General features: G+C 51.8%; 21 protein-coding genes, 2 tRNA genes, 1 rRNA gene and 1 other annotated feature. Of the genes, 11 read left to right on the top strand and 13 right to left on the bottom strand.

Annotation, left to right across the window (positions count from 1 at the left end; translation table 11 throughout):
• Positions 1–137: 137 nt before the first annotated feature.
• From ACMGGP_RS13580 to ACMGGP_RS13545, 8 genes are all read right to left on the bottom strand, one after another.
• Positions 138–2,507, bottom strand: a complete 2,370-nt coding sequence (locus tag ACMGGP_RS13580) for a replication endonuclease (RefSeq protein WP_498798541.1) — start codon at positions 2,505–2,507, stop codon at positions 138–140.
• Positions 2,507–3,307, bottom strand: a complete 801-nt coding sequence (locus ACMGGP_RS13575; RefSeq protein ID WP_498798540.1) for a DNA adenine methylase — start codon at positions 3,305–3,307, stop codon at positions 2,507–2,509. Before ACMGGP_RS13575 ends, ACMGGP_RS13580 begins: the two co-directional genes overlap by 1 nt.
• Positions 3,304–3,531 carry a TraR/DksA family transcriptional regulator gene (locus ACMGGP_RS13570; protein ID WP_202940020.1) on the bottom strand — a complete coding sequence of 76 codons (228 nt, stop codon included), beginning with the start codon at positions 3,529–3,531 and terminating at the stop codon, positions 3,304–3,306. The genes ACMGGP_RS13575 and ACMGGP_RS13570 overlap by 4 nt, the downstream gene beginning before the upstream one ends.
• The gene (locus ACMGGP_RS13565; RefSeq protein ID WP_449300141.1) at positions 3,531–3,758 is read right to left on the bottom strand and encodes a DUF2732 family protein; all 228 of its coding nucleotides are present in this window, start codon (positions 3,756–3,758) and stop codon (positions 3,531–3,533) included. The genes ACMGGP_RS13570 and ACMGGP_RS13565 overlap by 1 nt, the downstream gene beginning before the upstream one ends.
• A gap of 69 nt (positions 3,759–3,827) precedes the next feature.
• Positions 3,828–4,166, bottom strand: a complete 339-nt coding sequence (locus tag ACMGGP_RS13560; RefSeq protein ID WP_498798539.1) for a DUF5347 family protein — start codon at positions 4,164–4,166, stop codon at positions 3,828–3,830.
• Positions 4,130–4,318: a phage filamentation protein Fil family protein gene (locus ACMGGP_RS13555; RefSeq protein WP_498798538.1), complete on the bottom strand. Its 189-nt coding sequence runs from the start codon at positions 4,316–4,318 to the stop codon at positions 4,130–4,132. The genes ACMGGP_RS13560 and ACMGGP_RS13555 overlap by 37 nt, the downstream gene beginning before the upstream one ends.
• Positions 4,319–4,321: 3 nt before the next feature.
• Entirely contained in the window at positions 4,322–4,831 is a 510-nt protein-coding gene (locus ACMGGP_RS13550) for a phage regulatory CII family protein (protein WP_498798537.1), read from the bottom strand.
• Positions 4,832–4,866: 35 nt separating this feature from the next.
• Positions 4,867–5,091, bottom strand: coding sequence for a QIAIP family phage-derived DNA-binding protein (locus ACMGGP_RS13545; RefSeq protein WP_064690411.1), 225 nt, complete (start codon positions 5,089–5,091; stop codon positions 4,867–4,869).
• Positions 5,092–5,213: 122 nt separating this feature from the next.
• On the opposite strand from ACMGGP_RS13545, the gene ACMGGP_RS13540 reads away from it, so the two are divergent.
• From ACMGGP_RS13540 to ACMGGP_RS13530, 3 genes are read left to right on the top strand one after another with little or no spacing between them, the layout of a single operon-like run.
• Complete coding sequence (locus ACMGGP_RS13540; protein WP_495919330.1) at positions 5,214–6,071, top strand: helix-turn-helix domain-containing protein; 858 nt, start codon at positions 5,214–5,216, stop codon at positions 6,069–6,071.
• Positions 6,072–6,077: 6 nt separating this feature from the next.
• Positions 6,078–6,620, top strand: a complete 543-nt coding sequence (locus tag ACMGGP_RS13535) for a hypothetical protein (RefSeq protein WP_143991549.1) — start codon at positions 6,078–6,080, stop codon at positions 6,618–6,620.
• Positions 6,621–6,624: 4 nt separating this feature from the next.
• Positions 6,625–7,656: a phage integrase gene (locus tag ACMGGP_RS13530; RefSeq protein WP_498798536.1), complete on the top strand. Its 1,032-nt coding sequence runs from the start codon at positions 6,625–6,627 to the stop codon at positions 7,654–7,656.
• Between the two features lie 209 nt (positions 7,657–7,865).
• Here ACMGGP_RS13530 and ACMGGP_RS13525 read toward each other — a convergent pair whose 3' ends face one another.
• Positions 7,866–8,402, bottom strand: a complete 537-nt coding sequence (locus ACMGGP_RS13525; RefSeq protein WP_010248470.1) for a GNAT family N-acetyltransferase — start codon at positions 8,400–8,402, stop codon at positions 7,866–7,868.
• A 288-nt stretch (positions 8,403–8,690) separates the two neighbouring features.
• Here ACMGGP_RS13525 and ACMGGP_RS13520 point away from each other — a divergent pair, with 288 nt between their 5' ends.
• Both ACMGGP_RS13520 and tyrA read left to right on the top strand, forming a co-directional pair.
• Complete coding sequence (locus ACMGGP_RS13520; RefSeq protein WP_010672116.1) at positions 8,691–9,770, top strand: 3-deoxy-7-phosphoheptulonate synthase; 1,080 nt, start codon at positions 8,691–8,693, stop codon at positions 9,768–9,770.
• Positions 9,771–9,775: 5 nt separating this feature from the next.
• Positions 9,776–10,897: a bifunctional chorismate mutase/prephenate dehydrogenase gene (gene tyrA, locus ACMGGP_RS13515; RefSeq protein ID WP_132499446.1), complete on the top strand. Its 1,122-nt coding sequence runs from the start codon at positions 9,776–9,778 to the stop codon at positions 10,895–10,897.
• A gap of 56 nt (positions 10,898–10,953) precedes the next feature.
• Here tyrA and pheA read toward each other — a convergent pair whose 3' ends face one another.
• The 4 genes from pheA to bamD form a co-directional block, all read right to left on the bottom strand.
• Positions 10,954–12,117 carry a bifunctional chorismate mutase/prephenate dehydratase gene (gene pheA, locus ACMGGP_RS13510; protein ID WP_010248448.1) on the bottom strand — a complete coding sequence of 388 codons (1,164 nt, stop codon included), beginning with the start codon at positions 12,115–12,117 and terminating at the stop codon, positions 10,954–10,956.
• A gap of 22 nt (positions 12,118–12,139) precedes the next feature.
• Positions 12,140–12,264: a sequence feature (Phe leader region), on the bottom strand.
• A complete protein-coding gene (gene pheL, locus ACMGGP_RS13505; protein ID WP_193555295.1) occupies positions 12,216–12,263 on the bottom strand; it encodes a pheA operon leader peptide PheL in 48 nt (15 codons plus the stop codon). It overlaps the preceding feature by 48 nt.
• A 101-nt stretch (positions 12,265–12,365) precedes the next feature.
• Positions 12,366–12,701, bottom strand: a complete 336-nt coding sequence (gene raiA, locus ACMGGP_RS13500) for a ribosome-associated translation inhibitor RaiA (RefSeq protein WP_003849030.1) — start codon at positions 12,699–12,701, stop codon at positions 12,366–12,368.
• A 281-nt stretch (positions 12,702–12,982) separates the two neighbouring features.
• Positions 12,983–13,714, bottom strand: a complete 732-nt coding sequence (gene bamD / locus ACMGGP_RS13495) for an outer membrane protein assembly factor BamD (protein WP_010248444.1) — start codon at positions 13,712–13,714, stop codon at positions 12,983–12,985.
• 129 nt (positions 13,715–13,843) lie between these two features.
• Between bamD and rluD the strand changes: the two genes are divergently transcribed.
• The 6 genes from rluD (at position 13,844) to ACMGGP_RS13465 (ending at position 20,629) form a co-directional block, all read left to right on the top strand.
• On the top strand, positions 13,844–14,821 hold the full coding sequence (gene rluD / locus ACMGGP_RS13490; RefSeq protein WP_498798535.1) for a 23S rRNA pseudouridine(1911/1915/1917) synthase RluD: 978 nt from the start codon (positions 13,844–13,846) through the stop codon (positions 14,819–14,821).
• On the top strand, positions 14,821–15,549 hold the full coding sequence (gene yfiH / locus ACMGGP_RS13485) for a purine nucleoside phosphorylase YfiH (RefSeq protein ID WP_033758682.1): 729 nt from the start codon (positions 14,821–14,823) through the stop codon (positions 15,547–15,549). The genes rluD and yfiH overlap by 1 nt, the downstream gene beginning before the upstream one ends.
• A 125-nt stretch (positions 15,550–15,674) precedes the next feature.
• Positions 15,675–18,248, top strand: a complete 2,574-nt coding sequence (clpB, locus tag ACMGGP_RS13480) for an ATP-dependent chaperone ClpB (RefSeq protein ID WP_010248436.1) — start codon at positions 15,675–15,677, stop codon at positions 18,246–18,248.
• 472 nt (positions 18,249–18,720) lie between these two features.
• Positions 18,721–20,260, top strand: a 16S ribosomal RNA gene (locus ACMGGP_RS13475).
• Between the two features lie 74 nt (positions 20,261–20,334).
• Positions 20,335–20,411: transfer RNA gene (locus ACMGGP_RS13470), tRNA-Ile, on the top strand.
• Between the two features lie 142 nt (positions 20,412–20,553).
• Positions 20,554–20,629, top strand: a tRNA-Ala gene (locus ACMGGP_RS13465).
• The last annotated feature ends 94 nt before the right edge of the window (positions 20,630–20,723 follow it).

The raw sequence follows: 20,723 nt of genomic DNA, 5'->3' as shown, positions 1-20,723 counted from the left end.
TGAAATGTTTTTTCATTCAATCGGACCTAATCTGAAAATGAAATGTAAGTCTTTCAGTGGTTACAACCTGTTATTTTGATTAGATAAAGCCTTGCTTTCTCCTGACTAACGGCTTCGCTTATGGCAGCTGTGTTAGTTCAGATCCATTGACGCCATTTATCATCTTCCTGCAACCGCCCGTTCTTATAGAAAATGCGCATCCCAGCGCCTGAATTGAGACTGCCACCGCATAAAAGCAGATTTATTTCATTTTCTTCACCTGTAAAGCCCCTCGTTTTCAGCTCTGCAACAAGAGCAGCCCGCTGGACATCGTCAATTACCTGCTTATAACTCTGCTTCTGGCGCGGCTTCACCACCCGAAGACGCGCCAGCAGATCCCGGCGCTGTTTTCTGGTCATATTGTCAAAGCCTGCCGGGCCATACAGAGGCGTTTCACCTGGTTCAATAGGTTCAACAGATACCGGATTGCCCCCTGAAATGTTCAGTTTTTCATCAGGGGGACAGTTATTGCCACGAGTCCAAGGGGCGCTAGCGCCCTGGTCGGCTGTCGCCTCCTGAACGTCAACGGCCTTACGGACCATCTTCCACTTTGTTGCGTGCGTGCAGATACGGCCCGCCACTAACGGGGACCAGATGCCATAAATGCGGGTGCCGTGATCGCCGTAAGGGGTTGGCTCGTCGTTAAGCTCGTAAGCAGTTCTGACGATGTGATGTTTACGTGGAACCAGCACGCCGCCCTGCTTCATGATGTAGGTGGCAAAGCAGCCCACATCTGCAGCGGCCAGCACGGCGTCCAGCTGAGCGTTTTCAAGCACCGGCGCACCGGCTTTTTTATCGCTCTGATTTCTCAACGCCTGACCGGCAAGCAGCCGCAGCTCCCGGTAAGCCTGACGGCCCGGAATGCCAAAGAAGCGGAACTGCTGAACGCGATGAAGTGACGCCCACGCCCCGACGTTCTCCGCGCTGTCACGCAGTGATTTACCTGTTTCTGCACTGATTTCATCAGACAGGCCACGGCCATCAATATTTTTACTGACGTATTTAGCGATATAACTGGTCGGTGAACCTTTGCGCGGGTTAATCAGCTCAGCTTTAAAGCGTGGCCCGGTATTGCTGCCAAGCTCTTCGCGATCTTCGCGAATGGCGAATTTGCGCAGCAGTGCGGTGACTGAACGGCGCTCTTTTTTGCGCATGAAGCACAGCAGGTGCCAGTGTACGGTGCCGTCGTGATGCGGCTCTGCAACCCGCACGCCATACCAGCGCATACCGGTTTTGTGCATAGCCTTACGGAAGGCGGCAAAGGTATCCACCAGATAATCACTGCTCTGGCGTACCGTGGCCGTGGTCCACTTCGGATTGGGCCTGCCGTTGTTAAGGGTGGCGTGGAAGCGCGACGGGCAAGTGATGGTGTAAAACATGGCGCAGTCGCCGCGCATTTCCGCGATAAGCTCCAGCCCTTTAACGCAGGCCATCATTTCATTGCGGCGGTGTGCCGGATTGCTGTTGCTGGCATTTACCACATCTTCCATATCCAGCGTATCACCTTGATCGCTGACCATCTCATGTGAACGGAAGAACTCCAGAGACTTACGGCGCTGCTCACGCTTATGGATCACCGCTTCAAAGCTGACGTATGGAGACGCTTTTTTGTTGACCAGGCAGACAGCGCGCAGCTGCTCTTCACGCCATTCACAGCGCAGCTGCCACAGCTTACGATACCACCAGTCCGCGCAAAGCATACGGGCCAGCGAGGGTGGGATCAGATCATAGGGCACGGGCTTGCGGCGGCGCTTTTTGCCGCGCAGCTGCTCAAAAGCCGGGGGGGTTACGTCCAGGCGCATCGCTTCTGCTGCAACAATCTCCCATGCCTGGCGGACCTGCTCCGGCGTCACGTCATCACTGACAAACAGATGGCCGCTGGCCTTATCAAGACACATGCTCATGTGCGCAGCGACCAGCGTAGATAAACGCTTGACCTGATTCTGATTCATTTCAGGCAACGCCAGCAGGCCGTCAAGCCCGTCATGACCGGCCATAAAACGGAATGAGACTGAAATCTGGCTTTCGCGCACGCGGGCTAGTCTTTCAAGGCAGGGGCGGATGGTTTCGCGCAGGTAACGGGAATAAGCCTGTGGCCTGCCGAGATTGTGGAAAAACTTAATGCGCTCCATGAGAGGCTTACTGATGTGCGAAGGCTGGGCGCTTACATCGGCCACGATAACCAGATCGGGATTGTGTTGCTGCTGTTCGCGGGCCATCTTTGCCCGGCTGACAATTCTGTCCTGCACAATTTCGCGCTGGACAGGATCTCGGGACTCGTTGAAAAAGTAGCGGTCCCAAACCTCATCACTCATTGCCTCACGGCGCAGCTGCTCCTGCTCGTTATCTGCAGCATAAAGACTGATCAGGTTTGAAAGCGCGGACACCGGCGCAACTTCCGCCGGGTCCAGCTGTGGATTGATTGCCTTTTTAGGTGCATTCCAGGGATATGCGAAGACCTGAGTCATTACACCACCAAACTCATGTGACGCACTGCGATGATTTCGGATGCGCGCTTACTTTCACCGGCGGCCACGCCAACAGAGCGAGCAGCAGTGACTTTTGTCAGGTCAAATTCGCGGAAGATACTGCGGGTAAACATTGTGTCGCTGTTTGAAACGATGACCGGGTTACGTTCAGAGATACCCAGCAGGATGCAGGCCAGCGAGTGCTGATCATCTTCGCTGAACCCTTCTGTGTGATAAGCGGTAAACGTGCCGTGATATGGCGGATCGCAGTAAACGACATCACCGGCACGGACCATGTTCAGGGTTTCGCTGTACCCCAGACATTCAAACGTCGCGCGCTGAGCCTTCGCGGCAAACGCTTCGATTTCGACCAGCGGGAAATATGGCTCTTTATAATTGCCGTAGGGATTATTGAATTCACCGCGTTTGTTATAACGGCAAAGGCCACGGTAGCCGTGGCGGTTCAGGTAGAGGAATTGCGCAGCGCGTTCCAGCAGTGGCAGTGCCGCGTTGAAGTTAAAGTCTTCGCGGACCTGATAATAACTCTCTTCCGTTTTGTTCTGATTAAAGAGCGATAACGCCACGACAATAAACGGGCGCGTATGCTCTTTAACCTGACGATAGAGGTTGATGAGATCGGGATTAACATCCGCCACCAGATAGGCCGGGTAATCCGTATTCATCATGACCGCACATGAACCGGCAAACGGCTCAACCAGACGATCACCGGAGGGCAGGTGCTTAATCAGTTCAGACATCAGGCCGGACTTGCTGCCAGCCCATTTAAGGATGGTTTTCATAATGCCGCACCTTTGTAATGCGCACTTTTAAGCTCACTGACTTCTTTGCAGGTTACGCAGAGGGAAACGCCCGGCAGTGCGCGGCGGCGCTTCTCCGGGATTTCTTCGCCGCACGACAGGCAGAAAAACTCACTCGCCCCTGCCGGGCGGTGAGTAGCGTTAGCCAGATTGCGCGCCAGCTCTTCCTGCACGCGCTGCTGTACCAGATCCATTGAGTCAGCCATCAGTGCAGCTCCTGCGCCTGGTTCTCAAAGCGTTCCGCCTCTTTGTCCAGCAACTCGATGATTTCCGCTGCGGACATTTCATTTTTACGGGCATGAATTGCCAGTGCGGCCAGGCGGATAGAAACGGACAGCGCATCATCACTACGCTGTTCGGTTTTGGCCTTACTCAGCAGGACGGCCAGCGCGTCCTCATCAGCTTTAAAATTACGGGTCTGGATATTTCGCATTTCTCTTTCTCCTAAATTCGGGCAAAAGATTGCCCGGCGGGTTTACGCCATTTAATTTCGTTGGGTTAATTAATTAGGTAACGTCAGATTCTTTGGAAATAAACTCACGACTGCACGAAAGTGGTTCATTGCACTAATCAGCGCCGTTACTTCGTCACTCGTCAGTTCACTGAAATCAACGTTGTGACGTTCTTTGCTGATATTCGCCAAAAAGAAAATAGCGCTCAGTGCGCGGCCATTCTGCTCAGCCTTTTCATCACACTTATTACGCATATCTGCGATAAAGCGTTTGAGTTCGTGGCTGCAATCGCCGTACATCATGGTACGAAGCGCAGAGATATGATTAAGCGCACTTGCACGCTGCCCCGCGTTCATCTGAACAGTGATACTCTCAGCTTTGTAACCCATATTTCTTTCCTCTTAGCGGTTAATCCTGCCAGCAGTTCGGCCTGTGAAATTGCCGGATGCCAGCGCCTGCCCTTATCTGCCGCAATCCAGCCGTGGCCGTATGCGTGGGACGGGCTTTGCCGCTTCAGAAGCGGAGCTACTGAAAAGGCCATATTTCACACCATCCCGATAGATGCACCGATACCACTTAACACATCAGCAGTACCCGACAGCGCAGGGTTAGAGTGGACGCGATTCTGGACAGCGAGCGCCGCCAGCATCATGCAGCGAATGCCGGTATTAGCAGCTTCAACAATCCCGCGACGGCATGAGGTGGTAATGCTGGCGTGATTAGCAGCACTGGCAGCAAGCGTCCCGACCTGGGCGGAAGCATTGAGCACGTAAGCCGGAAATTTTTCAGCGGCATGTTCATTGACAGGAACACATGGCAGACAGTGCAGCTGCGCCAGCATCCCATCCATCAGCGTTGCGTCTTCGGTCAGATCAGTAAGCAACAGCACTTCTGGAACGGTCAGCTGATGCACCTGATCAGGATTCAGTTTGTTACGAAGAGTCTGCACTTTCATGTCAGCTTGCTGGGCCAGCTTCACCATATTGTGGGACAGCGCAAACTTGCGGCAGGCGTCGTCATAGTGGCTATGGGTGGAAGTTTTAAAATCAAACATGGTCATTCCTTTGCTCAACTTAAATAATTAAGTTGTTACGCAGCGACGTAGCGGCAATTGACACCTTGAGCGAGCAAACGCGCGCGGAAGGCAACCATGTTGATGCGTGCGGCACCACCAACTTTTTTACGTGGCATAACAAGCAGATCACCGTCTTCAACCATCTGCTTCACGGTGCGAAGGCTGTAGCCATAAGCCTGTGCGAACTGTTCATAGGTCATCAGATCGGGGCCGCTAGGTATTGTAATTTGATTGGTCATCGGGGATTATCTCCAGTTGGTAGCTTTTGTAGTGCATTGGCGTGCATTTTGGCTTGCGGGGTGGATGATATGATCCAATTGAGTGATTGTAAAGTAACCCCTATGGAATATTTGAGGGAATCATGTCTAACGCTTTAGGTGATGCAAAAGAGATTTTAGAAAGAATCCTTAGTTCTTATGGTGTTAGATCAAGACCTGAGCTTGCTGATCTTTTGCAGATCCCCTTACCAACTATCAATAATTGGGTTGCAAGAAGCAGCTTGCCCGGTGACTACATTATCCAGTGCGCTATAGATACTGGTGCGGACTTGAAGTGGCTAATTTCAGGCGAACTTGAAAATGTAAGATTAAAGGCAGCTCCGCATGATTTTACTAAAGGGAAAGAATTGTACGAGCAGCTTTTAGCTAATGGCGGAAAGCAAGTGGTTCAGAGGATTCTGCATGCTTACGGGTTTACCATGCAGAAAGAACTTGGAGACTTGTTAGGGATTCCCTCCGGCACAATGAGTGCGTGGGTTCGTCGCGACTATTTCCCAGGCGACGTTGTCATAACCTGTGCGTTGGATACTGGCGTTTCTCTAAGATGGCTTGCTACTGGCATTGGTGAAATGATTGCGCGGAACAATTGTGAACAAATGTCATCCAGTGAAATTGTAACGATTGAAAAATATTCCCTCTTTAACGGTGAGCTAAACAAGACAGGCTTATGGGTATGCGACCCTAGTCTGATTGCAGAAACGGTGAATAACCCAGCGTTAGTGGAAAAGGGGAGTAATAAATGGATTGTAGATCTAGAAGTGAAAGCTATAGGTAATGGATTATGGTTAATAAATATTGATGGAGTGAATGATGTTTATACAGTATCCCGAATTCCAGGAAACAAGATAAATATTAAAAATTCATCATCTAATTTTGATTGTAAGATAGAAGATGTTGAATGCGTCGGAATGGTTTATCTCACACTGATGGAAAATAACTAGGTCATTATGAAAATTAAAATAGCTCTCACAATTTGCTGTTTTGCTGCCTTTGCTCACTCTGCTTGGGCTGCTCCTGAGATGTTCAAAGATTCGAAAGCCATGATGGAAGATCACAATGACTATCCACCAGAGAACGGCTCTTATAAGGTTCTGAGTAAAAAACCTTTGCATGTACAAATTTTACCTACCATTTTCAAAGGTGACGTTGAAAGAAATATTAAGTATGAGGCTAATAAAGCAGCTGTCTACGCTGCTTACCGAGTGTTGTTTCAGACTCCAGCTAATACGATCAAAGTAACTGTGCTACCTAGAGAATTAGATGTTCAAACCCATAAATATACACCTGCTCCTAAATACGCATTCACTTTTTCTCTTAGCAGAGAAAAAGCTTTAAAACTTTCAAGCCAATATGCTGGCATTGACAATTCAGATGATTTATTCCAGAACGATGGTTATCAGTGGGCTGAGTCATTCCGCGCTTGTTGCTATTCCGACAGAGGAAATCCAGGTTTAGCCGCATTTGTTCAAGAATTGAAAAACAGCAGGTGATTTGGTGGCAATAAAGAAACTTGTTTCTGGTGAATGGATAGCTGATTTTTATTTAGATGGGCGCGGCAGTCGACGTGTCAGGAAAAGCTTTGCGACAAAAGGTGAAGCGGTAGCTTTTGAAGATTACACGCGCGCTGAGGCCGGAAACAAACCGTGGATAAAAGAGAAGGAGGATCGCCGCAAGCTTAGTGAGCTGATAAATCTCTGGGATTCTCTGCATGGGCAGTCACTCAAGGCCGTCAAATCTCGTAAGGCTAAATTAGATATTGTGTGTGCCGGACTAGGTGATCCGATAGCTTCTCAATTGACGGCAAAAGATTGGGCGCATTATCGTGACCAGCGCTTGAAGGGTAAAATTTCTAATGGCTATCACGACGATGAAACAAAGTGGAAAGTAAAGCCTATTACTGTCAACAGAGAACAAAACTATCTTGCCGCTGTTTTCAATGAACTGAAGCGATTAGGGGAATGGTCTTTACCTAACCCACTGGAAGGTGTCAGGACATTCCGGGAAGACGAAAAGGAAATGTCCTGGCTTACCTTAAGGCAGATCACAGAACTTCTGAATGGCTGCGAGCTTTACGGAAAGCCAGATTTAAAGATGATATGCAAAGTTTGCCTGGCTACTGGTGCGCGCTGGACTGAAGCGGAAACCTTGACCCGTTCACAGCTATCACCTAATAAACTTTCATTCTTTAAAACTAAAGGCGGTAAAAACAGAACGGTTCCTATCCAGGCATGGCTTTATGACGAGCTAAAGGAAAGGCAGGGCAGGATGTTTAAGCCATGCTATCAGGACTTCAAGAAGATGCTGGCTACTACTACGATCCAGCTTATAGAAGGTCAGAAGACCCATGTGCTACGGCACACTTTTGCCAGCCATTTTATGATGAACGGTGGCAACATTCTGGTGCTTCAAAGAATACTCGGTCACGCTAACATCCGTGAAACCATGAAGTATGCTCATTTTGCTCCAGACCATTTAGAAGAAGCGGCGGCGCTTAATCCTCTGACAAGTTTGATGTCCACAAATTGACTACCCAGCTTGTACGTGTTCGCATTTGGTTGCACCAGACATAGAGTTAACCAACTGTTTTATAAATAAAAAGCTTATTTAACAATGGTGTCTTGAAAAAGCGTCTTAACTAAGGTATCGCTAACGCGACATCTAAAAGTTAATAGCAAACAAGGGGTTGGCATCTGCCAGCCCCTTTTTTATGTCACAGTCAACCTTACTGCCTGCAGTTAACCGTCGTCCGGCCGCTGAAAATGATAAATCGCGGTATTAACCGGCCCTTCCTCTAATACGATCAGGCCATAGCGACAGCCAATGAACTGACCACCGCACTTCTCAGCCACGCCCCGACTGGCCAGGTTATCCTCTGCTGCCAGAATCTCAATCACCCGGGTCTCTGGGCGTGAAAACCCCAGCGGCAGCAACGCGGCCACCGCGCGGCTGGCGATGCCCTGACGCTGTGCATCACTGCGAACCCAGTAGCCAATTGCGCTGGTGTCACCCGGATGACGGGCAAAGCGTATTCCTGCGCCCCCCAGCAGCTGGTCATGCTGATCAACGATGGCAAACTCTTCCGCTTCCTCTTTCATCCGTTGCCAGTGGGTAAAGCGGATCCAGCTTTCTGCTTCATGAGGCTGATAATCGTGATGCGCCCAGACCATCCATGGGATAAGGCTATCCAGCGAGGCATTAACCGCAGTGGTAAACGCAGATACGTCGCTGAGCTCAAAAGGTCGCAGATAAATATTTTGTGGTGATGGGTACATAACTCTCTCAGCGCGAACAGAATGATTCTTTTATTCTGCCTGTGGGTAGAAGAAAGGCAATAACCTTAACTGTAAACTTATTTGTACAATTGTCTTTGGTTTTTTGTGATTGAGGTTTTTATTATATGTATGATTTTATTTTTTATTTTAAGTATATTTCGCACCCTTCTTCATCCGTGGTAATAAAACTGTACATATAATATTGCGCTATGTATTGCCTGTGATACAGTATTTGCATTCCTCAGTGAGGAGTCCATGACTGCCAATACGAGCCAAAGGATCGCCATCATGCAAAAAGACGCGCTGAACAATGTGCATATCGCCGGTGAACAGGTATTAATCACGCCTGAAGAGCTGAAAGCGAAGTTTCCACTGACCACTGAACAGCAGGATCAGGTCGCGGCGTCGCGCCAGACCATCTCTGACATTATTGCCGGCCGCGATCCGCGTCTGCTGGTAGTGTGCGGACCCTGCTCAATTCACGATACCGAAGTGGCACTGGACTATGCTCGTCGTCTGCAAACCCTTTCTGAACAGCTGAAAGATCAGCTCTTTATCGTGATGCGCGTCTATTTTGAAAAACCTCGTACCACCGTCGGCTGGAAAGGGCTGATCAACGATCCTTTCATGGATAACTCGTTTGATATGGAAGCGGGTCTGCACATTGCGCGCCAGCTGCTGGTGAACCTGGTTGAAATGGGTTTGCCTCTGGCCACTGAAGCGCTGGATCCCAATAGTCCGCAATATCTGGGCGACCTGTTCAGCTGGTCTGCCATTGGCGCACGTACCACTGAATCTCAGACGCACCGTGAAATGGCATCGGGCCTGTCGATGCCGGTAGGCTTTAAAAATGGCACCGATGGCAGCCTGGGAACGGCAATCAACGCCATGCGTGCTGCCGCAATGCCACACCGTTTTGTCGGGATTAATCAGGCCGGTCAGGTCTGCCTGCTGCAGACTCAGGGCAATCCGGATGGTCACGTGATCCTGCGTGGCGGCAAAGCGCCGAACTACGGTCCTGAAGATGTCGCGCAGTGTGAAAAAGAGATGCTCAAGGCGGGACTGCGTCCGGCCTTAATGATAGATTGCAGCCATGGTAATTCGAATAAAGACTACAGCCGTCAGCCTGGCGTAGCGGAATCCGCTATTGCGCAGATCAAAGACGGGAACCGTTCAATCATTGGTTTGATGCTGGAAAGCCATATCAATGAAGGTAACCAGTCTTCTGAGCAGCCACGCAGCGAAATGAAGTATGGTGTTTCCGTAACCGATGCATGCATCAACTGGGAAGTGACCGAAACGTTGCTGCGTGAAATGCATCAGGATCTGCAGGGAGTGCTGTCGGCGCGTCTGTCACAAGAGGTGTAAGAGCAATGGTGGCTGAACTGACCGCGTTACGCGATCAAATTGACAGTGTTGATAAAGCGCTGCTGGATCTGCTGGCTAAGCGACTGGAACTGGTGGCCGAGGTAGGTGAGGTGAAGAGCCGTTACGGCCTGCCTATCTATGTGCCTGAGCGTGAAGCGACGATGCTGGCTTCCCGTCGTAAAGAGGCCGAAGCGCTCGGCGTCCCACCGGATCTGATTGAGGATGTGCTGCGTCGCGTGATGCGGGAATCTTATACCAGCGAGAATGATAAAGGCTTTAAAACCCTCTGTCCTGAACTGCGCCCGGTGGTGATTGTCGGTGGTAAGGGCCAGATGGGCCGGCTGTTTGAAAAAATGCTCGGGCTATCAGGCTACACGGTTAAAACGCTGGATAAAGAGGACTGGCCTCAGGCTGAGACTCTGCTCAGCGATGCCGGAATGGTGATCATTAGCGTGCCGATTCACCTGACCGAGCAGGTGATTGCCCAACTGCCACCACTGCCGGAAGATTGTATTCTGGTCGATCTGGCGTCGGTCAAAAACCGGCCTCTGCAGGCAATGCTGGCTGCCCATAACGGGCCTGTGCTGGGTCTGCATCCGATGTTTGGCCCGGACAGCGGCAGCCTGGCAAAACAGGTGGTGGTCTGGTGTGATGGAAGACAACCGGAAGCGTATCAGTGGTTCCTGGAGCAGATTCAGGTCTGGGGTGCGCGTCTGCATCGTATCAGCGCTGTTGAGCATGACCAGAACATGGCATTCATTCAGGCGCTGCGTCACTTTGCTACCTTCGCTTATGGTCTGCATTTAGCCGAAGAGAACGTCAATCTGGATCAGCTGCTGGCGCTCTCGTCGCCCATTTACCGGCTTGAACTGGCGATGGTGGGGCGGTTGTTCGCTCAGGATCCGCAACTCTATGCGGATATCATCATGTCTTCAGAGAGTAATCTGGCGCTGATAAAACGCTATTACCAGCGGTTTGGTGAAGCGATTGCGCTGCTGGAGCAGGGCGACAAGCAGGCGTTTATCGGCAGCTTTAACCGGGTTGAACAGTGGTTTGGCGATCACGCAAAACGCTTCCTGGTCGAAAGCCGAAGCCTGTTGCGATCGGCCAATGACAGCCGCCCATAAATGACAGCCATCCATCAATGAAAAAGGCATCCAGTTGGATGCCTTTTTTCTTCTTTTTATTCGCCAGGTTCAGCGGGCACCACATTTTCGCTGGGGTAACAGCCCAGTACCTTCAGAGAGCGGGTCATGGTCTGTAATTCCTGCAGCGCCTGCTGCATCCGCTCTGATTGCAGGTTGCCCTGCACATCTATGTAAAACATCTCTTCCCACGGATTACCATTAATCGGGCGGGACTCCAGCTTGCTCATAATCAGGTTGTGCTGACGCAGCACCAGCAGCGCGTCGACCAGCGCACCCGCCTGCTGGCCGGTTGCCATAATCAGCGTGGTTTTCGCTGGCACCTGGTCGGAAACCTCGATTGCTTTGCGGGCCAGCACGATAAAGCGGGTGTGATTCTGCTGCTGATTCGCCAGATTACGTTCCAGCACCTGCAGCTGATACAGTTCGCCGCCGGCCTCACTGCCCAGCGCCGCCACCTTAGGTGAGTTGAGCGCAGCCACTTTCTCCATCGCTGCCGCGGTACTCTCGGTGTATTCGATTTTCCAGTGCGGGAAACGATTAATAAACTGGCTGCACTGCTGGAACGGTTGAGGATGGCTGTAAACCGTCTCAATCTGCTGAAGATCGGTGGGGCCATTCACCAGCACGCAGTGGTCGATAGGCAATGTCAGCTCGCCCACGATTGAGAGGCTGGTCTGTTGCAGCAGATCGTAGACATCGTTGATCGAGCCTGAACTGGTATTCTCAATCGGCATCACGGCGTAATCAGCTACGCCATTTTCGACCTGTTTGATGATGTCGTGAAACTTCAGGCAGCCACATTCCACCATGCTATCGAAATGGCGCGACGCGTAGTTGCGTGCTGCAAGATGCGAGTAAGAGCCTTTCGGGCCCAGGAAGGCGATACGGGCGGCATGCGCATGGGGATGGTTGAGGTTTTTTTGCAGCAGCGCTTGCTGAGTCAGCACGGAATCTTCAATTACCAGCTGGAACAGACGGGTGATGTAGTGCGCATCCAGGTTGTGTGCCTTACCCAGTACGATGAGATTCTCCAGTAGCGCGCGTTCGCGCTCCACATCCCGAATCGGGCGATGCGTCGCCAGTTTCGCTTGTGCAACTTCCACTGCCAGCAAACGACGCTCGGCCAGCAGCGTCAGAAGTTTTTTATCCACGGCGCTGATTTTATCGCGTAGCGCCAGCAATGGATTATCGGGATTCATAGGGCTCACCTGTATGCTATCCAAAAAAAAAGCCTCCCGGTTGGGAGGCTTCTGTGTTCGTCTTCGCTTTCATTTTCACACGACGAATGGCCTCCCGTTCAGGGGAAGGTAAAAAAGAAAGCGAAGAAAAACAGATCAGGTTTCATTGTTATGTCCGAAAAGAGAGTGACCTGAGAGTAACCGTACTGCTTAAAAGCTGTCAATAAAAAACGCGCCCGCAGGCGCGTTAAGAAACAGCGTTAAGAAAATCAGGACTCTTCGTCGGCGGGAATGATGTCTTTCACGCTGGCACTGGCGCGGCGTGCTTCAGACTTGTGCTGAACTTTATTCAGCTGACGCTCGAGCTTGGCAATCAAATCGTTGATAGCGGTATACATATCATCGTGCTTGGCGCTGGCCACCAGAGTCCCGTTAGGTGTGTTAATAGTGGCGTCAGCCACGAATTCTTTGGGCTCTTTGGAAAGGACAATATGTGGATTAATCAGGTCGGTTTGCCATTTTTCGAGCTTGGCGAGACGGTCTTCAACATGGCTTCGGATTGCCGGAGTGATGTCCATTTGTTTACTGGTAATGTTCAGAATCATCGTTCTTACCTCTCTGTCATTTCCGTCTTGGTCTTCTCAGCATAGCGCGAAAAAGCGTTCAATGTGGGATTTCGATCACGAAAAAATGTCACTTTTTGTCAGTCACAACATTCTGTGAGAAAGGCAGAGAAACTGGCCGAAATGGCTTGAAGCGAAACGATTAACACGGCATGCTTGATGAGTTAGCTCGCTGAGAACAGATCCAAATCTGACTGTTCTGTGAGCAAAAAAAAGCAGCCCTGAGAGGCTGCTTTTTTTATGGCTGAAAATCCTTCGAACGATCAGCTTTTGTTAGCTGCAATGATTTTCGCCACTTTATCGGCTTCAGCGTTCAGCTGCAGATTGCGGTAAGCATTCTCCATCAGCGGCAGGGCATCGTGTGTTGCCTGCGTATCCGGATAATCGCGCATCATACCTTCGACACGGTTAACAACCGCGACATAAGCCTCACGCTTAGTATAGAATTGCGCCACTGACAGCTCATATTTAGCCAGACGGTCTTTCAGATAGACCAGGCGTTTCTGAGCATCAGCCGCATACTGGCTGTTCGGGTAACTCCGCAGCAGCTGGGAAAAGTCGCGGAAAGCATCACGAGCGTGCGTCGGATCGCGGTCAGAACGATCAATACCAAAGAAGCCCTGCAGCGCGGAGTCATCCAGCGCCATGTCCGTCAGACCTTTCATATAGATGACATAATCAATGTTCGGATGCGTGGGGTTCAGACGCATAAAGCGAGCAATGGCAGCCTGCGCCAGGGGCAGATCGGCATTTTTATAGTACGCGTAGATTAAATCCAGCTGCACCTGCTGCGAATAAGGACCGAACGGATAACGATTATCCAGCGCTTCCAGTTGCTTAATCGCAGCTTTAAAGTTACCGTCCTGCAGCTTTTGCTGCGCTGTAGCATAGATTTCAGAAGGCGGGCTGTCCGGTACCGCGTCATTTGAGCCGGAACAACCAACAAGTGCCAGGCTCAGTGTGGCAGCAGCCACCAGATGTTTCATACGCGTCATGACGAAGTGATTATCCTCAAATGTTATGGCGGAAGCTGTCCGTATAGCTCCCGGTAATGACCAGGTACGATAGCACATTATATTAAACGGCATCGCCGTGAAAACCCAACGTTAACGAAGAAGCTGTATATGGCACAACAAGTTCAACTCACCGCAACGGTATCCGAATCACAACTCGGACAACGCTTAGATCAGACTTTGGCGGAATTGTTCCCTGATTATTCACGTTCTCGCATAAAAGAGTGGATCCTCGATCGTCGCGTTACTGTAAACGGCGTCATGGTCGATACACCCAAAGAAAAAGTGCTGGGCGGCGAGCTGGTCGCGATTGACGCTGAGATCGAGGAGGCGCAGCGCTGGGAACCGCAGAATCTGTCACTCGACATCGTTTATGAAGATGAAGACATTATTGTCATCAACAAACCACGCGACTTCGTGGTTCACCCTGGCGCCGGTAATCCGGATGGCACGGTGTTAAACGCCTTACTTCATCACTATCCGGCGATTATGGATGTGCCGCGCGCGGGCATCGTACACCGGCTGGATAAAGACACCACCGGCTTAATGGTGGTCGCGAAAACCGTTCCGGCTCAGACGCATCTGGTGGACTCGCTGCAGCGTCGCGAAATCACCCGTGAATATGAAGCGGTTGCGATTGGCAATATGACTGCGGGCGGCACCGTTGAGCAGCCTATCAGCCGTCACTCAACCAAACGCACCCACATGGCGGTACACCCAATGGGTAAACCGGCGGTCACTCATTACCGCATCATGGAGCACTTCCGGGCCCATACCCGTCTGCGCCTGCGTCTGGAAACCGGTCGTACTCACCAGATCCGTGTGCATATGTCTCACATCAGCCATCCGCTGGTGGGCGATCCACTTTACGGTGGCCGTCCGCGTCCGCCAAAAGGCGCGTCAGAGGCATTTATTACTACGCTGCGCGGTTTCGATCGTCAGGCACTGCACGCCACTATGTTGCGCCTCTATCACCCCATCAGTGGTATTGAAATGGAATTCCATGCTGCGCTTCCGCAGGACATGGTTGATCTCATCGCGGCGTTAAAAGCAGACACTGAAGAATTTAAAGACCAGTTGAATTGGTGATGAATCTGATTACTCCTCAATGGCCCGCTCCGTCACGCGTTCGGGCCTGCTCGACGCAGCGACAGGGCGGCATCAGCACATCGCCCTGGGATGCACTGAATCTCGGCGGGCATGTGGGGGATAATCCGGATGCGGTGGCGCGTAACCGGCAGTTGCTGTTGGAAGAGGCAGGTTTACCTGCCATGCCGCAGTGGCTGGATCAGGTTCATGGCACTGAGGTTGTGCGTCTGACTGCAGGGGGAAGTACGCCATTACGTGCTGATGCCTGTATTACCGATCAGCCCGGTGTCGTCTGTGCCATCATGACCGCTGACTGTCTGCCGGTCCTGTTCTGTTCGCAGGATGGCACGGAAGTGGCGGCGGCACATGCAGGCTGGCGCGGACTTTGTGCGGGTGTACTGGAAAATACGCTGGCGCAGTTTCGTTCGCCGCCTGATCAGATTCATGCCTGGCTTGGACCGGCAATCGGACCTGATGCGTTTGAGGTCGGCGAAGAAGTCCGTCAGGCCTTTATGGCTCAGGATCCCCGGGCTGTGCAGGCTTTCCGTCCATCAGGTGACCGCTTTTACGCCGACATCGGCCTGCTGGCGCAGATGCGACTACAGGCAGCGGGCGTGAATTCAGTCAGCGCCAGCAGCCTTTGTACCTTTACGCAGCGCGACGATTTCTTCTCTTTCCGCCGCGATGGGATCACCGGGCGTATGGCAACTTTGATCTGGCTGTTATAACCTTACGCCATAAGACGGTCCAGTTAGCGTATTTTTTACTCAAATCTCAGGTCATTAACCTTGAAATTTTGAGGGATGACCTCATTTAATCTCCAGTAGCATTTTGACCTGTAATGGGAGGAATTATGCGTCTGGATCGTCTTACTAATAAATTTCAGCTGGCTCTCGCCGACGCGCAGTCCCTCGCTCTGGGACACGACAATCAATTCATCGAACCTCTGCATCTGATGAGCGCATTGCTCAAACAGGAAGGCGGATCGGTTTCACCTTTACTGACTTCGGCCGGTGTCGACGTTACGCCATTTCGCGCTCAGGTTGAGCAGGCTATTGATCGCCTGCCACAAGTTGAAGGCAGCGAAGGCGATGTACAACCCTCATCTGACCTCGTCCGGGTATTAAACCTGTGCGACAAGCTGGCACAGAAGCGCAACGATAACTTTATTTCATCCGAATTATTTGTTCTGGCCGCCCTGGAATCGCGGGGCTCACTGGCCGATCTGCTCAAAGCAGCGGGCGCAACGCGTGAAAAAATCACCAGTGCGATTGAACAGATGCGGGGAGGAGACAACGTGAACGATCAGGGGGCTGAAGATCAGCGCCAGGCTTTAAAAAAATACACTATCGACCTGACCGAGCGGGCAGAGAAGGGCAAACTCGACCCGGTCATCGGTCGTGACGAAGAGATTCGCCGCACCATCCAGGTTCTGCAGCGCCGTACCAAAAACAACCCGGTACTGATTGGTGAACCTGGCGTGGGTAAAACCGCGATTGTCGAAGGGCTGGCGCAGCGCATCATCAATGGTGAAGTGCCTGAGGGTCTGAAAGGACGTCGGGTACTGGCACTGGATATGGGTGCGCTGGTGGCCGGGGCGAAATATCGCGGTGAATTCGAAGAGCGTCTGAAAGGCGTACTGAGTGACCTGTCGAAACAGGAAGGCAACGTCATTCTGTTTATCGACGAGCTGCACACCATGGTGGGAGCCGGTAAAGCGGACGGTGCGATGGACGCCGGCAATATGCTTAAACCTGCGCTGGCGCGTGGTGAACTGCACTGTGTGGGTGCCACTACGCTTGATGAGTATCGCCAGTACATTGAAAAAGATGCCGCGCTGGAGCGTCGTTTCCAGAAAGTCTTTGTGGCTGAGCCGAGTGTGGAAGATACCATCGCCATTCTGCGTGGTCTGAAAGAGCGTTATGAACTGCATCACCATGTGCAAATCACTGACCCGGCGATTGTCGCGGCGGCGACCCTGTCTCATCGTTATATTGCTGACCGGCAGCTGCCGGATAAAGCGATTGACCTGATCGATGAGGCAGCTTCCAGCATTCGTATGCAGATGGACTCGAAGCCGGAATCACTGGATCGCCTGGAGCGCCGTATCATTCAGCTGAAGCTGGAGCAGCAGGCGCTGAAGAAAGAGGCGGACGATGCCAGCATCAAGCGTCTTGAAATGCTGGAAACCGAGCTCAACCAGAAAGAGCGCGAATACGCCGAGCTGGAAGATGAGTGGAAGACAGAGAAAGCCTCGCTGTCCGGCACGCAGAACATTAAAGCTGAACTTGAGCAGGCGCGTCTGAATTTAGAGCAGGCACGTCGCCAGGGTGACCTCGCTCAGATGTCAGAGCTGCAGTACGGTAAAATTCCGGCACTGGAAAAACAGCTAGCCGCAGCGACTCAGGCGGAAGGCAAGACCATGAAGTTACTGCGTAACCGGGTAACCGATGTGGAGATTGCCGATGTGCTGGCACGCTGGACCGGTATTCCGGTCGCACGAATGATGGAAGGTGAGCGCGATAAGTTACTGCGCATGGAGCAGGACTTACATGGCCGGGTCATCGGACAGGATGAAGCGGTTGAGGCGGTATCAAATGCTATTCGCCGTAGTCGCGCAGGCCTTTCTGATCCAAACCGGCCTATCGGTTCCTTCCTGTTCCTGGGGCCAACCGGGGTCGGTAAGACGGAGTTGTGTAAAGCGCTGGCTAACTTCCTGTTCGACAGTGACGATGCGATGGTTCGTATCGACATGTCTGAATTTATGGAAAAACACTCAGTATCACGGCTGGTGGGTGCACCTCCGGGTTATGTCGGCTATGAAGAGGGCGGTTATCTGACCGAAGCTGTGCGCCGTCGGCCTTATTCGGTCATCCTGCTGGATGAAGTAGAGAAAGCGCATCCTGATGTCTTTAACATTCTGCTGCAGGTGCTGGATGATGGGCGTCTGACGGATGGGCAGGGCCGGACGGTCGATTTCCGTAACAGCGTGGTGATTATGACCTCTAACCTGGGATCAGATTTAATCCAGGAGCGGTTCGGCAATCTCAGTTACCCGGAAATGAAAGATATCGTGATGGGTGTGGTCGGACAGCATTTCCGTCCTGAGTTCGTCAACCGTATTGATGAGGTGGTGGTGTTCCATCCGCTGGCTGAGAAACATATTGCGTCCATTGCGCAGATTCAGCTGCAGCGGCTGTACAAACGTCTGGATGAACGGGGTTATCAGCTGCACATCTCTGATGATGCGATCAAACTGCTGGCGGAGAACGGGTATGATCCGGTCTACGGTGCACGTCCGCTGAAACGTGCGATACAGCAGCAGATCGAGAACCCGCTGGCTCAGCAGATCCTTGCCGGTTCGCTGGTGCCAGGCAAAACCATCGAAATGGATGTGGAGAACAACATCATTACTGCACATCAGTAAGGGTGTGGAATGAAAAACGGGCCTCTGGCCCGTTTTTTTTGCCCTTTTGAGGGGTTTTTGCTTATTTAATACTCCTTTTGAGTGCAAAATGAACGGTCAGTAAAAAAGTCTCAATTTGCACTTGCGCTATCTGAGCCGTTCCCTATAATGCGCCTCCACTGACACGGCAAACCGGAAACGGAAAACGGGTCAGAAGGCACAGGAGACTGCGCCGCCGGAGAAAAACTTCTGAAATAGAGGTTGACTCTGCAGGAGGAAAGCGTAATATACGCCACCTCGCGACAGGACGCTAACGCACTGTTCGCACTGCTCTTTAACAATTTATCAGACAATCTGTGTGGGCACTCGCAGGATTGATATCAGCGTCTCCGGACGTAAAAAAATATCAAGTCTCACGAGTGAACACATAATGAAATTCATTATGACGTTTTACAGATGAGCACCGCTTAACTTGTTTAAGCAAATCAAACTTAAATTGAAGAGTTTGATCATGGCTCAGATTGAACGCTGGCGGCAGGCCTAACACATGCAAGTCGGACGGTAGCACAGAGAGCTTGCTCTCGGGTGACGAGTGGCGGACGGGTGAGTAATGTCTGGGGATCTGCCCGATAGAGGGGGATAACCACTGGAAACGGTGGCTAATACCGCATAACGTCGCAAGACCAAAGAGGGGGACCTTCGGGCCTCTCACTATCGGATGAACCCAGATGGGATTAGCTAGTAGGCGGGGTAATGGCCCACCTAGGCGACGATCCCTAGCTGGTCTGAGAGGATGACCAGCCACACTGGAACTGAGACACGGTCCAGACTCCTACGGGAGGCAGCAGTGGGGAATATTGCACAATGGGCGCAAGCCTGATGCAGCCATGCCGCGTGTATGAAGAAGGCCTTCGGGTTGTAAAGTACTTTCAGCGGGGAGGAAGGCGATGGGGTTAATAACCCTGTCGATTGACGTTACCCGCAGAAGAAGCACCGGCTAACTCCGTGCCAGCAGCCGCGGTAATACGGAGGGTGCAAGCGTTAATCGGAATTACTGGGCGTAAAGCGCACGCAGGCGGTCTGTTAAGTCAGATGTGAAATCCCCGGGCTTAACCTGGGAACTGCATTTGAAACTGGCAGGCTTGAGTCTTGTAGAGGGGGGTAGAATTCCAGGTGTAGCGGTGAAATGCGTAGAGATCTGGAGGAATACCGGTGGCGAAGGCGGCCCCCTGGACAAAGACTGACGCTCAGGTGCGAAAGCGTGGGGAGCAAACAGGATTAGATACCCTGGTAGTCCACGCCGTAAACGATGTCGACTTGGAGGTTGTTCCCTTGAGGAGTGGCTTCCGGAGCTAACGCGTTAAGTCGACCGCCTGGGGAGTACGGCCGCAAGGTTAAAACTCAAATGAATTGACGGGGGCCCGCACAAGCGGTGGAGCATGTGGTTTAATTCGATGCAACGCGAAGAACCTTACCTACTCTTGACATCCAGCGAACTTAGCAGAGATGCTTTGGTGCCTTCGGGAACGCTGAGACAGGTGCTGCATGGCTGTCGTCAGCTCGTGTTGTGAAATGTTGGGTTAAGTCCCGCAACGAGCGCAACCCTTATCCTTTGTTGCCAGCGATTCGGTCGGGAACTCAAAGGAGACTGCCGGTGATAAACCGGAGGAAGGTGGGGATGACGTCAAGTCATCATGGCCCTTACGAGTAGGGCTACACACGTGCTACAATGGCGCATACAAAGAGAAGCGACCTCGCGAGAGCAAGCGGACCTCACAAAGTGCGTCGTAGTCCGGATCGGAGTCTGCAACTCGACTCCGTGAAGTCGGAATCGCTAGTAATCGTGGATCAGAATGCCACGGTGAATACGTTCCCGGGCCTTGTACACACCGCCCGTCACACCATGGGAGTGGGTTGCAAAAGAAGTAGGTAGCTTAACCTTCGGGAGGGCGCTTACCACTTTGTGATTCATGACTGGGGTGAAGTCGTAACAAGGTAACCGTAGGGGAACCTGCGGTTGGATCACCTCCTTACCTGAAGATACCTTCCCGCGCAGTGTCCACACAGATTGTCTGATAAAAAAGTAACGAGCAGAAAAAACCTCTACAGGCTTGTAGCTCAGGTGGTTAGAGCGCACCCCTGATAAGGGTGAGGTCGGTGGTTCAAGTCCACTCAGGCCTACCAAATTCGCACTCACGCTGCGTTATGTCTCCGGCTCGCATAGTTCACTATGCTTCGCGGAAACATGCCTTGCCTGAGCACGAATTACATTTCTCACGAAGTGTACTCGGTTGAGTGGTAGTAGTGGTCTCTGCAGTAACTGTATGGGGCTATAGCTCAGCTGGGAGAGCGCCTGCCTTGCACGCAGGAGGTCAGCGGTTCGATCCCGCTTAGCTCCACCATACCGTTTATCTGTTTTTTTCTGAAATACCTCAGAGCATACCGGCGACGGTGTGCTGCGACGTATTATGCTCTTTAACAATCCGGAACAAGCTG

The sequence above is a fragment of the Curtobacterium sp. BNK-1 genome, from assembly GCF_048685235.1.
GTDB lineage: Bacteria > Pseudomonadota > Gammaproteobacteria > Enterobacterales > Enterobacteriaceae > Pantoea > Pantoea agglomerans.
This window is presented reverse-complemented; position numbering and strand designations above follow the sequence as displayed.

What these genes read in the sequence shown, in the direction of transcription:
- pheA (WP_010248448.1), bottom strand. Translation starts at nt 12,117, where the DNA reads ATGAATCCCGATAATCCATTGCTGGCGCTACGCGATAAAATCAGCGCC.
- bamD (WP_010248444.1), bottom strand. Translation starts at nt 13,714, where the DNA reads ATGACGCGTATGAAACATCTGGTGGCTGCTGCCACACTGAGCCTGGCA.
- ACMGGP_RS13575 (WP_498798540.1), bottom strand. Translation starts at nt 3,307, where the DNA reads ATGAAAACCATCCTTAAATGGGCTGGCAGCAAGTCCGGCCTGATGTCT.
- ACMGGP_RS13525 (WP_010248470.1), bottom strand. Translation starts at nt 8,402, where the DNA reads ATGTACCCATCACCACAAAATATTTATCTGCGACCTTTTGAGCTCAGC.
- clpB (WP_010248436.1), top strand. Translation starts at nt 15,675, where the DNA reads ATGCGTCTGGATCGTCTTACTAATAAATTTCAGCTGGCTCTCGCCGAC.
- ACMGGP_RS13535 (WP_143991549.1), top strand. Translation starts at nt 6,078, where the DNA reads ATGAAAATTAAAATAGCTCTCACAATTTGCTGTTTTGCTGCCTTTGCT.
- yfiH (WP_033758682.1), top strand. Translation starts at nt 14,821, where the DNA reads ATGAATCTGATTACTCCTCAATGGCCCGCTCCGTCACGCGTTCGGGCC.
- ACMGGP_RS13565 (WP_449300141.1), bottom strand. Translation starts at nt 3,758, where the DNA reads ATGCGAAATATCCAGACCCGTAATTTTAAAGCTGATGAGGACGCGCTG.
- ACMGGP_RS13570 (WP_202940020.1), bottom strand. Translation starts at nt 3,531, where the DNA reads ATGGCTGACTCAATGGATCTGGTACAGCAGCGCGTGCAGGAAGAGCTG.
- ACMGGP_RS13560 (WP_498798539.1), bottom strand. Translation starts at nt 4,166, where the DNA reads ATGGGTTACAAAGCTGAGAGTATCACTGTTCAGATGAACGCGGGGCAG.
- ACMGGP_RS13580 (WP_498798541.1), bottom strand. Translation starts at nt 2,507, where the DNA reads ATGACTCAGGTCTTCGCATATCCCTGGAATGCACCTAAAAAGGCAATC.
- ACMGGP_RS13555 (WP_498798538.1), bottom strand. Translation starts at nt 4,318, where the DNA reads ATGGCCTTTTCAGTAGCTCCGCTTCTGAAGCGGCAAAGCCCGTCCCAC.
- ACMGGP_RS13550 (WP_498798537.1), bottom strand. Translation starts at nt 4,831, where the DNA reads ATGTTTGATTTTAAAACTTCCACCCATAGCCACTATGACGACGCCTGC.
- rluD (WP_498798535.1), top strand. Translation starts at nt 13,844, where the DNA reads ATGGCACAACAAGTTCAACTCACCGCAACGGTATCCGAATCACAACTC.
- ACMGGP_RS13540 (WP_495919330.1), top strand. Translation starts at nt 5,214, where the DNA reads ATGTCTAACGCTTTAGGTGATGCAAAAGAGATTTTAGAAAGAATCCTT.
- raiA (WP_003849030.1), bottom strand. Translation starts at nt 12,701, where the DNA reads ATGATTCTGAACATTACCAGTAAACAAATGGACATCACTCCGGCAATC.
- ACMGGP_RS13520 (WP_010672116.1), top strand. Translation starts at nt 8,691, where the DNA reads ATGCAAAAAGACGCGCTGAACAATGTGCATATCGCCGGTGAACAGGTA.
- tyrA (WP_132499446.1), top strand. Translation starts at nt 9,776, where the DNA reads ATGGTGGCTGAACTGACCGCGTTACGCGATCAAATTGACAGTGTTGAT.
- ACMGGP_RS13545 (WP_064690411.1), bottom strand. Translation starts at nt 5,091, where the DNA reads ATGACCAATCAAATTACAATACCTAGCGGCCCCGATCTGATGACCTAT.